16 protein-coding genes and 1 pseudogene are annotated in these 13,740 nt (G+C 71.8%); 9 read left to right on the top strand and 8 right to left on the bottom strand.

Annotated elements, in window-relative coordinates:
• Window positions 1–419: 419 nt before the first annotated feature.
• Entirely contained in the window at window positions 420–1,598 is a 1,179-nt protein-coding gene (locus ACFYOS_RS23505; RefSeq protein WP_387145368.1) for a low temperature requirement protein A, read from the top strand.
• A 15-nt stretch (window positions 1,599–1,613) separates the two neighbouring features.
• On the opposite strand, the pseudogene ACFYOS_RS23500 reads toward ACFYOS_RS23505, so the two are convergent.
• Window positions 1,614–2,269: pseudogene (locus ACFYOS_RS23500) on the bottom strand (IS5 family transposase); the annotation flags it as partial.
• Here ACFYOS_RS23500 and ACFYOS_RS23495 point away from each other — a divergent pair.
• Entirely contained in the window at window positions 2,228–3,298 is a 1,071-nt protein-coding gene (locus ACFYOS_RS23495) for a tyrosine-type recombinase/integrase (protein WP_387145365.1), read from the top strand. The pseudogene ACFYOS_RS23500 and the gene ACFYOS_RS23495 sit on opposite strands and share 42 nt — an antisense overlap.
• 55 nt (window positions 3,299–3,353) lie before the next feature.
• Here ACFYOS_RS23495 and ACFYOS_RS23490 read toward each other — a convergent pair whose 3' ends face one another.
• Genes ACFYOS_RS23490 through ACFYOS_RS23480 form a run of 3 tightly spaced genes read right to left on the bottom strand, consistent with a single transcriptional unit; the run spans window position 3,354 to window position 4,588 of the window.
• Complete coding sequence (locus ACFYOS_RS23490) at window positions 3,354–3,764, bottom strand: SRPBCC domain-containing protein (protein ID WP_387145362.1); 411 nt, start codon at window positions 3,762–3,764, stop codon at window positions 3,354–3,356.
• 2 nt (window positions 3,765–3,766) lie between these two features.
• Window positions 3,767–4,114 carry an ArsR/SmtB family transcription factor gene (locus tag ACFYOS_RS23485; protein ID WP_387145359.1) on the bottom strand — a complete coding sequence of 116 codons (348 nt, stop codon included), beginning with the start codon at window positions 4,112–4,114 and terminating at the stop codon, window positions 3,767–3,769.
• A 12-nt stretch (window positions 4,115–4,126) separates the two neighbouring features.
• Window positions 4,127–4,588 carry an SRPBCC domain-containing protein gene (locus tag ACFYOS_RS23480; protein WP_387145357.1) on the bottom strand — a complete coding sequence of 154 codons (462 nt, stop codon included), beginning with the start codon at window positions 4,586–4,588 and terminating at the stop codon, window positions 4,127–4,129.
• A gap of 195 nt (window positions 4,589–4,783) precedes the next feature.
• Here ACFYOS_RS23480 and ACFYOS_RS23475 point away from each other — a divergent pair, with 195 nt between their 5' ends.
• Together ACFYOS_RS23475 and ACFYOS_RS23470 are read left to right on the top strand one after the other, a co-directional pair.
• Window positions 4,784–5,443: a DNA alkylation repair protein gene (locus ACFYOS_RS23475; RefSeq protein ID WP_387145385.1), complete on the top strand. Its 660-nt coding sequence runs from the start codon at window positions 4,784–4,786 to the stop codon at window positions 5,441–5,443.
• 137 nt (window positions 5,444–5,580) lie between these two features.
• Window positions 5,581–6,027, top strand: a complete 447-nt coding sequence (locus tag ACFYOS_RS23470; RefSeq protein ID WP_387145354.1) for a hypothetical protein — start codon at window positions 5,581–5,583, stop codon at window positions 6,025–6,027.
• Window positions 6,028–6,158: 131 nt separating this feature from the next.
• Here the strand turns inward: ACFYOS_RS23470 and ACFYOS_RS23465 are convergent, their stop codons facing one another.
• Together ACFYOS_RS23465 and ACFYOS_RS23460 are read right to left on the bottom strand one after the other, a co-directional pair.
• The gene (locus ACFYOS_RS23465; RefSeq protein WP_387145351.1) at window positions 6,159–6,494 is read right to left on the bottom strand and encodes a glyoxalase superfamily protein; all 336 of its coding nucleotides are present in this window, start codon (window positions 6,492–6,494) and stop codon (window positions 6,159–6,161) included.
• Window positions 6,495–6,540: 46 nt separating this feature from the next.
• Window positions 6,541–7,611, bottom strand: a complete 1,071-nt coding sequence (locus tag ACFYOS_RS23460; RefSeq protein WP_387145349.1) for a DNA glycosylase AlkZ-like family protein — start codon at window positions 7,609–7,611, stop codon at window positions 6,541–6,543.
• 68 nt (window positions 7,612–7,679) lie between these two features.
• Between ACFYOS_RS23460 and ACFYOS_RS23455 the strand changes: the two genes are divergently transcribed.
• Both ACFYOS_RS23455 and ACFYOS_RS23450 read left to right on the top strand, forming a co-directional pair.
• The gene (locus ACFYOS_RS23455; protein WP_387145346.1) at window positions 7,680–8,012 is read left to right on the top strand and encodes a PadR family transcriptional regulator; all 333 of its coding nucleotides are present in this window, start codon (window positions 7,680–7,682) and stop codon (window positions 8,010–8,012) included.
• Window positions 8,006–8,977 (top strand): hypothetical protein, encoded by a 972-nt coding sequence (locus ACFYOS_RS23450; RefSeq protein WP_387145343.1) that lies wholly within the window; start codon window positions 8,006–8,008, stop codon window positions 8,975–8,977. Before ACFYOS_RS23455 ends, ACFYOS_RS23450 begins: the two co-directional genes overlap by 7 nt.
• Here the strand turns inward: ACFYOS_RS23450 and ACFYOS_RS23445 are convergent.
• Together ACFYOS_RS23445 and ACFYOS_RS23440 are read right to left on the bottom strand one after the other, a co-directional pair.
• Complete coding sequence (locus tag ACFYOS_RS23445) at window positions 8,938–10,212, bottom strand: M48 family metallopeptidase (RefSeq protein ID WP_387145340.1); 1,275 nt, start codon at window positions 10,210–10,212, stop codon at window positions 8,938–8,940. The genes ACFYOS_RS23450 and ACFYOS_RS23445 overlap by 40 nt on opposite strands.
• 58 nt (window positions 10,213–10,270) lie before the next feature.
• Window positions 10,271–10,720 carry a hypothetical protein gene (locus tag ACFYOS_RS23440; protein WP_387145337.1) on the bottom strand — a complete coding sequence of 150 codons (450 nt, stop codon included), beginning with the start codon at window positions 10,718–10,720 and terminating at the stop codon, window positions 10,271–10,273.
• Between the two features lie 136 nt (window positions 10,721–10,856).
• On the opposite strand from ACFYOS_RS23440, the gene ACFYOS_RS23435 reads away from it, so the two are divergent.
• The 3 genes from ACFYOS_RS23435 to ACFYOS_RS23425 all read left to right on the top strand — a co-directional run bounded on the left by ACFYOS_RS23435 (window position 10,857) and on the right by ACFYOS_RS23425 (window position 13,693).
• Window positions 10,857–11,060: a hypothetical protein gene (locus tag ACFYOS_RS23435; protein WP_387145334.1), complete on the top strand. Its 204-nt coding sequence runs from the start codon at window positions 10,857–10,859 to the stop codon at window positions 11,058–11,060.
• Window positions 11,061–11,137: 77 nt separating this feature from the next.
• Window positions 11,138–12,097, top strand: coding sequence for a hypothetical protein (locus tag ACFYOS_RS23430; RefSeq protein WP_387145332.1), 960 nt, complete (start codon window positions 11,138–11,140; stop codon window positions 12,095–12,097).
• A 75-nt stretch (window positions 12,098–12,172) separates the two neighbouring features.
• The gene (locus ACFYOS_RS23425; RefSeq protein WP_387145329.1) at window positions 12,173–13,693 is read left to right on the top strand and encodes an RNB domain-containing ribonuclease; all 1,521 of its coding nucleotides are present in this window, start codon (window positions 12,173–12,175) and stop codon (window positions 13,691–13,693) included.
• Window positions 13,694–13,740: the final 47 nt, after the last annotated feature.

Here is a 13,740-nt window from a genome sequence, read left to right as displayed (position 1 = left end):
TCGCAGAACCAGATACCGGAGACCTCTTCAGTTATCGATCACCGCCACGCCGTGACTTCGATCAGACCCACCCAACTTTTGAAACACGCCTTAGTACAGGTCAATTCGGCAATAGATCACAGGAAGCCGGCAGCCGGCTGTCCGGTCTCGGGACCTGCGTGATGACAGATCGGTATCAGGACCTGCGTGACACTCCGCGACCTGTAGCTCCGGCCCGCCCCCTAGGCCAGCTCGACGAGCTGATCCGGACCGACGGCGGACGGGTAGAAGGAAGAACCAGCCGGCCTCGACCTTGGCCCGCCCGTGCAACGCGCGCCGCCCGTTTCCACGCCACGGCCGCACATTCGTCTTCACCAGCGCCGCCCGCGTGGTACGAATGCTTCAAGGCTGGGGCGAAGCCGGCAGAACGGGCGTAGCCGATGACGACGAGCGGTGCCAGGCTGCTGCGAAGACCCGGGGAGCCACCGCGGACAACCTTCCTGGAGCTCTTCTTCGACCTGGTGTTTGTCGGCGCGCTCGCCCAGCTCTCGCACGGGCTGATCCAGGATCTCCGGTGGAGCGACGCCTTCCAGACGCTGGTGCTGCTGTTGGCCATGTGGTGGATCTGGACCATCACAGCGTGGACACTCGACCTGTATGACCAGCAACGGATGGAAATCCAGCTGCTGGTCACCGCGACCATGCTCGGCAGCTTGGTGATGGTGGTCGCGGTGCCCGACGCGTTCGGCAAGCGAGGTCTGGTCTTCGCGGGCACGTACGTCGCCATCCATGTCGGCCGCCAACTCTTTCTCGTCCTCGCCCTGCGTGGCCACGAGCTGCAGCGCAGAAGCATCCGGGTGCTGGTCTGGTTCGGCGTGTCCGCGGTGCCGTGGTTCGCTGGGGCGGCAGCGCACGGTACGGCGCGTGGGGCGCTGTGGACCCTGGCGGTGGCTGTGGACTACGGGGCGGTCGCGCTCCGCTGGCCCACGCCGGGTCTGGGTCGCTCCCCCAAGTCGGATCTGGGCGTCCTCGGCGAGCACCTGGCCGACCGCTACCGGCAGTTTTTCATCATCGCGCTCGGCGAGCTGATCCTGATGTCCGGTTTGACCCTTTATGCCAGCGGCTTGGCGGCTGACCGGAACGCGGCGTTCGTGGTGTCGTTCGCCACCACGGTGCTGTTCTGGCGGATCTACATGTACCGCGCCGGACAACTGCTGGCCGAGGCTGTCGCAGCAGCCCAGGACCCGACCCGCGTCGCTTTCTCGGCGACATACTCCCCCCCGATCATGGTGGCCGGCGTCGTCGCCACCTCCGTCGGCGTCGAACTCGTCATCGCCCATCCACTCGGACACACCCAACCGGCCTGGGTCGCCGTCATCCTCGGCGGACCCGCGCTGTTCCTGGCCGGGCGCGCCGGCTTCGAATACGCCGTCTTCGCCCGCGTGTCCCGGGATCGGCCGATCGGCGTGCTCGTGCTGGCCACTCTGGCACCGGCGATGCTGTTCGTGCCGCCGCTGCTGGCCGCCCTCGCCGCGACCGCAGTCCTAGCAGGGGTCGCCGTCGCCGACGCGGCCCGCGCGAGAGGACGCCCACCCGAGCCACCGTCACCACCCGGCTAGGCCTTGTCCTGTCGATCATGGGAGCCAGATGATGGCGGCGATGAGGACCAGGCTGGCCTGGTAGAGGGATGCCCGTTTGGCGTAGCGGGTTGCCAGGTCACGCCACTGCTTGAGGCGGTTGAAGCAGCGTTCCACGACGTTGCGCTTCTTGTAGATCGCCCGGTCGAAGGCGGGTGGTCGCCCGCCGGCGCTGCCTTTGGCGGCCCGGCGGGCGACTTGGTCGCTGCGTTCCGGGATGACGTGCCGGATTCCCCGTTGGCGCAGTGCTCGGCGGGTGTAGTCGTGGGCGTAGCCCTTGTCCGCGATCAGCACGCCGGGACGCTTGCGGGGCCGGCCCGGTCCGGGCTCGTTGACGCAGATCGCGTCCAGCAGCGCCAAGAGCTGGGGGTTGTCGCCGGCCTGACCTGGGGTGAGCAGGATCGCCAACGGTCGGCCACGCCCGTCGACAGCCAGGTGGATCTTCGTACTCAGTCCGCCGCGGGATCGGCCGATGGCCTCGCCATCTTGCGCACCAGGCGTCGCCGGACTTGTTGAGGAGCCCCTTTTTTGCGGGCGCCAGCGGCATCCTGGTGCGCCCGCACGATCGACGAGTCGATCCTGATCGTCCACTGCACCGGTATGCCGTCGTCATGCACCTGCGCCGCCGCGAGGATGCGATCCCACGTCCCGTCGGGGACTCGCACATCGAGGACCGCTGGTATCGGACGGTGCGTCACCCGAATGGGCGTACCGAGCGGGTGAAGTCGGCGCTGTTCGGCAAAGGGCTCCGGTACCGGGTGTGGTACATCGGCCCTGATGGGCGCGAGCGCAAGAAGTCGTTCCCTGACCGCGCCAAGCGCGATGCCGTGGCGTTCATGGTCTCCATCGAGTCGGACAAGCTGCGCGGGGCATACGTCGACCCGGCCGCCGGCCGGATGACCTTCGGTGAGTACGCCGAGGAGTGGCTGCGCACCCGGGCCTTCGACGAGTCATCGCGGGAGAGCACGGAGATCCGGGTCCGGCGGCACATCCTGCCCTTCTTCGGACACCGTCAGCTCTCGGCAATCAAGCCTGGCCACGTTCGGGAGTGGGACCGCAGTCTCGTGGGCGTACTCGCTGCCTCGACGCGCGCGGTCGTGTTCACCCATCTGCGCACGATCCCTGCGGCGGCCATGGACGACGAGCGGATTGCCAAGAATCCCTGTTCGGCGCGCTCGGTGAAGCCACCCCGGCCGGGGGAGCGCCGAGTCGTGCCCTGGAAGCTGCACGAGGTGACCGGCATACGCGCCGGCGTGCCCGAGCGATACCGGGCGATGGTCGACCTCGCAGCCGGGTGCGGGCTCCGACAGGGAGAGGTGTTCGGCCTGGCCGTCGATGACATCGACGACGCGGGCGGCTGGCTGCACGTCGTCCGCCAGATCAAGTTCGTGCGTTCTCGCCTGGTGTTCGGCCTGCCCAAGACTGACCGTGACCGCCGGGTGCCGCTGCCCGGCTCGGTCGCCCGGGCGCTGCGTGACCACCTGACGCGCTTCCCACCCGTCGCGGTGACCTTGCCTTGGGAGGATCCGGCCAGCAGCGAGCGGCGCACAGCGTCGCTGGTGTTCACCGCGTTTTGCTGGGTCACCGGCAGCCTTCTGTCACGCGCGGGCCGCGGCCACCTCGTTCGGCGACGGCTCCCACGACCACCACGATCCAGACATCGCAGCAAGTACGAACCCTGATCAACCCGCTGCTTCCCTAGACCACCTGTCAAGCATGTGCTCGGACAAGGCACGGTCAGCCGGCTGCAACGCCCAGCCGTCCGAGCTGGTGCTCCCAGCCGGCGCGGTGGATGCCGATGAGAGTGGATGGCAGGCCGCGGTGCGTGAGCACGACCATCGTGTCGTCGCCGTCAGGGGTCAGCACGACCTCGACGGTCGATTCGCCGGGCGGCAGGGCGTCGTTGCCGGGGATACCCCAGGTGAACACGACGCGGTACGGCGGCTCGACAGTGATGTAGGCACCGCGGGCGACGACGTCACCCATGTCGAGCGAGAACACACCGCGGGGCTGCGGGTCGAGCTCAGCCCGGACGCCGATCCACTTGACAATGAGCGCCGGGTCGGTGAGGTACGGGAAGACAACCTCGGGCGGTGCCTTGATGTGCTCGGTCGCGACGATGATGTCGTTGCGGACCTCGGCGGTCACGGCTACCTCTTCGGTGGTCGGGGATGGGCCGTCTCGACGGCCATTTTCAGGCGGCCGAGGGCGTCAGGCCACAACTCGGAGAGCAGCTCACGCACCGGCTCTAGCGACTCGTGGCGCAGCATGTAGAGGCGGCGGGTTCCCTCGCGGCGCTCGGTGAGGAGGCCAGCCTGCTTGAGTACGCCGATGTGCTGGCTGACCGCCTGCTGGGTGAGCGTGAAGCTCGCCGCGATCTGGCCTGCAGGCAGCTCGGTGTGCTGGACGAGGCGCAGGATTTGTCGCCGGTGCGGGTCGGCGAGCGCCCGCAGCACCGCATCGGGTGCCGCGGTCGACGGGTGCTTCCGTTCGGCCATCGGACTAGGGTCTCAGGCCCCGAACGGGGTGCCGGTGCCGGTCTTGGCGAAGGTCTCGATGCTCGCCATGAAGTACGTCCAGGCGGCGACGCAGGCGTCCCAGCACTCGAGCTGCGGCGTCAGGCCCGCGTGCCGGAAGCGGAGCTCAGTGCCGGTGTCGGCAGCGACGATGTCGAACTCCATCGTCGTGCCGAGCCACTCCTGCGTGTGTCCGGTCGGTGTGGTCCCGTCGAGCGCGATGGACTCCCAGACCACTCGGGTGGGTGCAGCTGCAAGGACGCGCATCGCGTTGGCGCCGTGATCGCCGAAGCTGGTGACGAGCGTGCCGCCGACTGCTCCATCGCCCTCGGTCGGGCCCCACCAACGGCTGACGCCAGCCACGGACGTGAAGAGCGCTGACACGCTCTCGGGGCTGGCGGGGAGGTTCAGGACTGCGGTGAAGTCCTCGGTCCGCGTGTTGGTGGCGCCGGTCATCACGGTCTCCTCTCAGATTTACAACTCATGGCTTGTAAAAGGTCACGCTTGTAAAGCTAGGTTGAGCTCTGCCGCGTGTCAAGAGGTCGCCAGCCGATCCGGCGTGTGCGGCCGGGGACGGACTTCGGTCGTAGGCTGCATCTCGCACGTGATGGACAGGAGGCTGAGGTGGCCGAGACGACGCTGACCGAGACGATGGTGGCCGAGGTGATGGCCGAGTTGGCCGAGCTCGAGGATCCGAAGACACGCGAGGTGAACGAGAAACACGGTGACGATCACGGTGTGAACCTCAGCAGGCTGCGCGCGCTCGCGAAGCGGCTGAAGACGCAGCAGGAACTCGCGTGCCAGCTCTGGGAGACGGATGACACCGCGGCGAGACTGCTGGCGATCCTGATCTGCCGCCCGAAGGCGTTCGAGCGTGACGAGTTGGACATCATGTTGCGCGAGGCGCGCATACCCAAGGTGCACGACTGGCTCGTGAGCTACGTGGTGAAGAAGAACCCGCACTCCGAAGAGGTGCGCCTGGCCTGGTTCGCCGATCCGGATCCAGTGGTCGCGAGTGCCGGCTGGGCGCTGACCACCGAACGCGTGACGAAGAAGCCCGAGGGCCTCGACCTCGCAGGGCTGCTCGACGTCATCGAGGCGGAGATGAAAGACGCCCCGGATCGCCTGCAGTGGGCGATGAACCACTGCCTGGCTCAGATCGGAATCGAGCACGCCGAGCACCGCGCGCGTGCAATCGACATCGGCGAGCGCCTGGAGGTGCTCAAGGACTACCCGACTTCCCCGGGCTGCACGTCTCCGTTCGCGCCCATCTGGATCACCGAGATGGTGCGCCGACAGCACGACAAGTAGGAAGGTTCGCGCTCACGCTCGTGCCGCTACTCCCTCAGAACGCGGCACCCGATACGAACCCGCCCCGTGCGCGGCCGAGCTGGGGCTGACCGGGCGATAAGCGGCTCGCCGTGCAGTTTGTTCTTATCCTCGCAACTGTGGCCACGCAATGGACGATGTCGGACGCCTGGGTCTTCTCCTCCATCGAGGGAACAGGCCCCGACGACGGCTACACACTCGCTCAGATCATCAGCAAGGCTGACGGCATCAACCACGACATCCTGACCGAGGCTGAGTTCATCCAGGCAGTGCCCCGCCTGGTCGCCGCCGGCCTCATAGTTGCCCAGCCCGAGGCCGATCGCTACTGGCACACCGAGGCTGGACGAGCGCTGTTGGCCCGATGGACGAAACGAGGCGGCCTGTTCAGCTGGATAGGCGTGATTTCACCGGCGCTGCGTAGACTCGGCGACCCCCATGATGCGCCTTGGTCGCTGCCCCCTGGCACGTTCGAGCACGCCGTCCAACAACATCACCAGTGGGCCGCGGCGATCCTTGAGCGACAACGCCGCTACGTCCGCCATCGAGATCCAGAAGACACGCCCTAGCCTGGTCCTGACCGCCGGTCTCCGCGCCGGTCCGATCTGCTGGTGGACGCCAACTTCAGCCCCGTCGCCCGCCCACGAGATCGCGGTCGATTGCTCCGACGGCCGGGCTGCGCCCTCGCCGGCTCCCGATGTCAGCGCTGGACCGCGCCCACCCGCAGGCGGTTGCCGTCCGGGTCCGTCACCTCGAACTCCCGTCCCCAGTCCATCTGCTCCACCTCACCCACGCCGCAGGCCGCCGCCGCGGCGTCGAGGTCGTCGACGTAGAGGTACAACAACGTCCCCGGCCGCGCGTCCCCGGTGTGCTCCGAGAGGTGGATCTCCAGGGCGCCCCGGGCGATGCTCACGTACAGCGGTAGCTCCGGGGCGAACCGGTGCTCCCACTGCTTTTGGAAACCGAGCCGGGCGTACCAGGCCACGGCGGCGTTCGCGTCCGCGGTGCGCAGGACAGGCGCGAGGCGTTCGTTCATCCGGGCAGTGTGGACCGACGAGGACGGGGCCAGCAAGGCCGGCCGGTCAGGCCGACGGGAGGCGGACCTCCGGTAGGCCCAGCCAGGACGCCAGCGCCGTCAGTTCCTCGCGTACCGCCGCCGTCAGCTCCGGCGGGAACGGGACGTCCTCGTGGATGGCGTCGACCCGCAGCACTTTGGCCTTCCGGTCGGCCGTGGCGTCCACCTTGCCGACCAGCCGCTCGTGGTGCAGCACCGGCAGCGCGAAGTAGCCCCAGCGCCGCTGCGCCTTCGGCACGTACATCTCCAGGCGGTACTCGAAGTCGAAGAGCTCGAGGGCCCGCCGCCGGTCGTGCACCAGCCGGTCGAACGGGGACAGCAGCGCGGTGCGCCCGGCGAACGGCGCGCCGTCGAGCGCCGCCGGGTCGACCCGCCACACGCCGGACGTACCCTCGATCTCGGCCGGCTCGCCGGCCTCGCCGACCACCACGGGGCGGGCGACGCCGAGCGAGCGGAGCAGTCGCTCGTCGCGCGTCCGGCGGGCCTCCTCGGCGGGGACGACCGGCGTGCCGGGCGAGTAGACCCGCTCGGCCAGGTCCCAGGTGCGCTGCCGGCCGACCCGACCGGAGATGGCGATCTCGCCGCGCGCGTTGAGGAACTCCAGCAGCTGGGTGACGTTGCGGTTGTTGGTCCAGCCGGTCGACGGCCACGGCACGACGCTGCGGTCCGGCACGTCCCGGCTCAGCAACGGGCCGGAGTCGCGCAGCAGGTCGAGCACGTACCGCCGGAACGCGTCGTTGACCGCCAGCCAGTCGCGCCGCCGGGCGTCCTCCGGCCAGGCGGCCATCTCGGCGAGGTGCAGCCCCAGGTCGGCCATCGGCCGCACCATCGCCCGTTGCTCGAAGAGGGCGCGCTCCCCCTCGAGGGCCCGGGTCAGGTGACTCGGCTGGTACGCGGCGCCGAGTCGGGTCCAGGCGACCAGGTCGGCGTTGGGTGCGACGGCGGCGGTCGGGTCCAACTGGAGGAACGTCAACCGGTCCACCACCGCGAGCAGGTCGGTGGGGCGGTGCGCGTCGAGCAGTTGGGCGCGGACGGCGAGGCGGCGGGCGGTGGTGCGGTCGAGCCGGTGCGTGGTCACGGGGCGAGGTTAGTACCGGGTGCCGACATCCTCGACACCCTATGTAGAGTTTCGATATAGTCCGGTTCATGCGGATGACCATCCCGGTGGCGAAGGTGCTCTCCGCGCTCGTCGGCGATCCCGAGGCCCCGCGCTACGGCCTCGACCTGATGAAGCTCACCGGCCTGCCCAGCGGCACCCTCTACCCCGTCCTGCACCGGCTGCAGGCCGCCGGCTGGCTCAGCGCCGACTGGGAGGACGTCGACCCGGTCGCCGCCGCCCGGCCCGCCCGTCGCTACTACCGGCTCACCGCCGAGGGCGTCCGGGCCGCCCGGCAGGCGCTGGCCGAGCTGCGCGCGCTCGCCCCGGACCGTCACGGGTTCCCGGGCGGCGCCGAGCCGACGGGAGCCCCGGCGTGGTGACCCGGCGGCTGGCCGCGTACCTGCTGCGCGCGGCGGCGCGGAGCTGGCCGGCGGAGCTGCGCGGCGAGCTGTCCCGGGAGTGGGACGCCGAGCTGCACGTGCTGGCGGAGCGGGGGGAGCGGTGGCGGATGCTGCGCTTCGCCGCCAGCCTGGCCGTCAGCCGCGCCAGCGAGCCGGTCGCCGACCGGCCCCGGTTCGGCGCCCGGGCCTGCCGGACGGCGGCGACGCTGCTGCTGGCCCCGCCGACCTGCCTGGTCATCATTCTGGCCTCGGGCCTGCTGATGAACCTCGCGGTCAACCAGGCCTTTGCCCGGGCGCAGTGGCTGGCCGACGCCCAGCCGTCGATGCTGACCGTCCTCACGGCCGGCCTCGCGATGCTGCTGGCCCGGCTCGCCTACGCCAGCGCCGTCCGCGGCGCCCGCACCGGCCCGGTCCGTACCGCGCTCGGCATCGTGCTGCCCATCGGCCTGACCGCCGTCGGTGCGGAGTACGCCTTGAACACGACCACCGACGACCTGGTCCGCGTCGCGCCGGCCCTGCTGGTGTGGCTCCCCGGACTCACCCTGGTGCTCCACCTCGTGGGGGTGCTCGCCGTCCGAGGCCGCACCCGGGCCGCCTGGTGGGTCGGCGTGCTGTGCGCGCTCGCCCTCGCCGACCTCGCCGTGGCGCTCATGGTGATCAACCACATCCCCGGCGGTCCGGAGACCGTCATCGACGGGGTGGCGCAGGCCGACACCATCGACCGGATCTCCGCGCCACTGTGGCTCGTCACCAGCTTGACCGACTCGTCGCTCGGACTACCCCGACCGACACCGTCGGAGATCTTCCTGATCAGCGACCTGGTGGAGCTGCAGCCCTTCCTCTACCTGGCCTGCACCCCGTACGCGCTGGCGTACGCCGTCGGTGCGGCGCGGGCGGACCGGTCTCAGGCGGACCAGCTGACGATTCGGCCCGTCCGCTCGTAGTGCCGGGCCAGCTCCGCGTCGATCCGCTCGGCGCGGTCCTCGGTGAGCACCACCCTGGGGTCCTGCCACTGGCGCGCGGTGAGCATCCGGTGGCGCAGGCCCGCCGGGGGATGGGTGGTGAAGAGCGAGGTGTCCTCCCGGATGGAGAGCTGGCGCACCAGGGGCAGCCGTTCGCCCGCCCCGGCCAGCGAGCGGGCCAGCCCCGCCCGCCAGGTGGCCGCACCCTGCCCGCCGCGGGTGCCCTGGCGGACCACCAGCTCCACCGACTCGCTGCTGAGCAGCACGTCGAGCAGGCGGGTGGCACCCGCCGTGCCGGCCACCCGGGCAGCCATCTCGTCGGCCAGGTACTCGGCCCGCTGGCTGTCCCGCAGCGCGGTGGCGACCAGCACCAGGTGACCGACGAAGAGCAGCTTGGACAGCGTCCACGACACCATCCGCCCCAGCCACTCGCCGATCAGCTCCAGGATCCCGCCGCCCTGCATGCCGCCCGCCGGACGGAACAGGTCGGCGGCGTTGCCGAGCATGGTCAGCGCCGGCTGGGTCACCGGCCCGCGACGGATGTCGCCGTTGACGAAGTGGCCGAGCTCGTGCCCGAGCAGCGCCACCCGGGTCTGCCCGTCCAGCGCGCCCCACAGCGGCAGCCCCAGGCCGAGCACCCGCCGCCGGCGCAGCCCCACCGAGGTCGCGTACGCGTTGATGTCGCCGTCGACGCCGATGACGTGCGGCACCGGCGCGCCGACCGCGGCTGCCACCTCCTCGACCAGGGCGTGCAGCTCGGGTGCCTCGTCCCGGGTGAGCACCTCCAGGTCCGGGTCGATCCGCCCGAACCGCGGCCGCAGCGTCACCGCCATCCCGATCAGCAGCAGTCCCAGCAGGACCGCGAAGTTCGGGAACGGGTACGCGAAGAGCAGCCACACCCCGGCCACCGCCAACCCCAGCACCCCCAGCAGGAGCAGCAGCGAGGCACCGATCGTCACCACGCCGGCCAGGCCTGGCCCGGGTGACTCCAGCGGACGGTCGACGAGTGCGGCGTACTGCTGGCGGGTGAGTCGGGCCGCGAGCCGGTGGGTCCGCCGGTCGACCCAGGACCAGCCGAACTCGGGCGCCTGGCGGGCCCGGTCGTAGCCGTCGAGGTTCCATTCACAACCGGCGCACCAGGGCATCGCCTCGCGGATCGACACCGTCGCCGCGCCGCACTCCGGACAGGCGCCCGTACCGGCCTTCATGGTGATCATGAGCGCCGATCCTCTCGGGGATCGCCCGCCGGCGGTACCGGCCGTTCGGCGGAGCCGGTCAGGCCGGGCAGGGCAGCCGCTCCAGCGCGGCCGGGGCGGCGGCCCGGCGTACCACCTGGGCGAAGCACGCCTCGGCGGTGGCCCGCTGCCAGCCGAACACCGACGCGGCGGTCTTCGCCACGCGGACCCGGAAGACCAGCCGGACTTCGGCGGCGCCGGCCTCCACGGTCAGCACCTCGACCCCCGCCACGGCGTCGGCGATGTCCCGCAGCGTCGTCTCCCGCGCGGCGGGCTCGGCCAGCAGGGCCGCCCGGGTGCGCTGCGCGGTGGCCGTCACCTCCCGCTCGGCCCGACGTTCCAGCCGCTGCTGGGACCGGTCGCGCAGGAGGGGCAGGGCCACCGTGGCTGTCAGCGCGGCGAGCACCACGAGCGCCGTGCCGGCCAGCAGCCGGCGCCGCACGCGTGCCGAGTTTCCTCCCCCGTACCGCACCTGGGGATTGTCCGACACCGACCGGCCACCCGGCTGCCCCGTCTTCCGCCGTTTCGCCCCCGCACCCGGTCGACCACGTCTACTGTGGAGGACATTAGCGGCTATTTCAGGCGTTCCGGTGGCGGCCGGACGCATCCCGGTGCACAGTGATCGCATGAGCGACGACGGAAGTGGTGGGCACTACTACTGGTGCACCCGACACCACCGGGTCGAGACCGATGCCGACGTGTGCCCCGCGAAGCACGTTCTCGGACCGTACGCCTCAGCCGCCGACGCGGAGAACGCCCTGCAGCAGGTGCGGGAGCGCAACGAAGCGTGGGACGCGGAGGACGCCCGTTGGGCCGGGGAGGAGAGGTAGACGGCGCGGGACGGCCCGCGTCGAGGTGATCCGTGCTCCCGCGAGGGCGAGAGCACGTCCCCAAGGAGGGAACCGAGATGGCCGTAGCACAGCAGGCCACCACCCGCCCAGCGGCGAAACGTACCACCCCGAAGAAGACCACCGCGGCGAAGCGCACCGTGGGCGCGGCCACGGCCCGGACGGCCACGGTCACCAAGGCGTCCCCGAACGCCTCGGGCGCGGGCGCCGGTCGGGTGCCGGCGAAGAAGGCGGTCGCCCGGAAGGCCGCCGCCAAGAAGGTCGTGTCGGCGGCGCGGAAGGCTCCCGCGAACAAGGCCCCGGCCACCAGGACCACCGCCAAGAAGGCGCCCGCGAAGAAGGCGACGGCGGCCAGGAAGACGACGGCGGCGAAGAAGGCCCCGGCGAAGAAGACGACCGCGGCGGCGAAGAAGGCCCCGGCGAAGAAGACGACCGCGGTGGCGAAGAAGGCTCCCGCGAAGAAGGCCCCGGCGAAGAAGACGACGGCCGCGGCGAAGAAGGCGCCGGCGAAGAAGACGACGGCCGCGGCGAAGAAGGCTCCCGCGAAGAAGGCCCCGGCCAGGAAGGTGACCGCGGCGGCCAAGAAGGCTCCCGCGAAGAAGGCGCCGGCGAAGAAGGTGACCGCGGCGGCGAAGAAGGCTCCCGCGAAGAAGGCCCCGGCCAGGAAGGTGACCGCGGCGGCGAAGAAGGCGCCGGCGAAGAAGGCCCCCGGCACCTCCGCGACCACCCTGCGCAGGGCGGCCGGCAGGAAGGCGACCACCGCGGCCGCCACGGTGGGGCCCGTCGAGGCCCGGACGAGCACCTCGACCGGCACCCACAAGCGGCTCACCGCCGCCCGGAAGGCGGGCGGCAGGACGGCGACCTCCGCGGCTTCGTCGGTGAGCCCCGCCGAGGTCCGGACGAGCACCTCGAGCGGTACCCACAAGCGGCTCACCGCCGCCCGGAAGCCGCCCGGCACGCGGGTGGTCGCGGGCCGGTCGACGGCCAAGCCGGGGAGCACCCGGCGGACGACCGGCTGACGGCCGGGCCGCCGCCCGCCGTCGCCCCGCCGGGTCGGTGGGCGGATCACGCGCCGCGCTGTCAGGATTGACCCCGTGGTGATCCGACGAGTACTGGCGCCCCGCATCGACTTCGGCGCGCTGCGCCGCGAGCTGCGACTGCCCGAGAGTTTCCCGGCCGCGGCGCAGCGCGAGGCCGACGAGGCGGCGTCCGCGCCGCTGCCTGCCGTCGCCGACCGGACCGACGTCCCGTTCGTCACGGTCGACCCGGCGACGTCCCGCGACCTCGACCAGGCGATGCACCTCAGCCGCCGTTCCGGTGGCGGCTACCGGGTCCGGTACGCCATCGCCGACGTCGCCATCCACGTGCGCCCCGGTGGCGCGCTGGAGGAGGAGACCTGGCGCCGCGGGCAGACCGTCTACCTGCCCGACGGCAACGTGCCGTTGCACCCGCACACGCTCAGCGAGGGCGCGGCCAGCCTGCTGCCCGACGCCGACCGGGCGGCGGTGCTCTGGACCATCGACCTCGACGCCGACGGTGGCACGGTCGGCGTCGCGCTGGAACGTGCCCGGGTACGCAGCCGGGCCAAGCTCGACTACGTCGGCGTTCAGGGCGCAGCCGACGCCGGCCGGCTGCCCGAGCCGATCGCTCTGCTGCCCGAGATCGGCGCCCTGCTCACCGCCCGCGGGCTGCAGCGGGGCGCGGTCAACCTGCCGCTGCCCGAGCAGGACGTCGAGCCCGACGGCGACGGCTGGCGGCTGGTGCTGCGCGGGCCCGGCCCGATGGAGGACCACAACGCGCAGATCTCCCTGCTGACCGGGATGGCCGCCGCCGAGATCATGCTCGCCGGCCGGGTCGGGCTGCTGCGGACGATGCCGCCGCCCAGGCCGGAGGCGGTGGAGCGGCTGCGGCTGGCCGCCGGCCCGCTCGGGGTGCACTGGCCGGCGGGGATGTCGGTCGGTGAGGTGCTCGCCGGGCTGGACGCGGCCCAGCCCCGGGCGGCGGCCTTCATCGACCAGGCGGCCGAGCTGATGCGCGGCGCCGCGTACACCGCCTTCGACGGCGAGCTGCCGGAGCAGCCGGAGCACGGCGGGGTGGCGGCCGCGTACGCCCACGTGACCGCCCCGCTGCGCCGGCTCGCCGACCGGTACGCGACCGAGGTCTGCCTGGCCCTGCACGAGGGCCGGGAGGTGCCCGACTGGGTGCGGGCCGCGCTGCCGAAGCTGCCGGAGGTGATGGCGAGCACCGACCGGACCGCGTCGGCGGCCACCCGGGGCGCGGTGGAGCTGGCCGAGGCGGTGCTGCTGGCCCACCGGGTGGGGGAGACCTTCGAGGCGGCGGTGCTCGACGTGGACGCGCCCCGGCCGGCCGCCGAGGTGCCGCGGCAGCCCGGGCAGGCGGCACCCGGCCGGCCGGCCACGGACGGCGGGGGCAAGCCCGGCCGCCCGTCCGGGAACGGCGGCAGACCGGGCCGGCTGCCCGGCGGCACGGTCGCGCTGGACGAGCCGCCCGTCCGCGCCCGCTGCGTCGGCGAGCTGCCGCTCGGCGACCGCGTCCCGGTTCGCCTGGTCACCGCCGACCCCGTCGAGCGCAAGGTCCTCTTCGAACGCGCCTGACCCCGGGCCGCGGGGATTGTCACAGGGCCTGGCCGCCCTGCCGGGCG

The organism is Micromonospora sp. NPDC005806, assembly GCF_042871425.1.
Classification (GTDB): Bacteria; Actinomycetota; Actinomycetes; order Mycobacteriales; family Micromonosporaceae; genus Micromonospora.
Note: the sequence above shows the minus strand (reverse complement) of the source record. Positions and strands in the feature narration are given on the sequence as shown.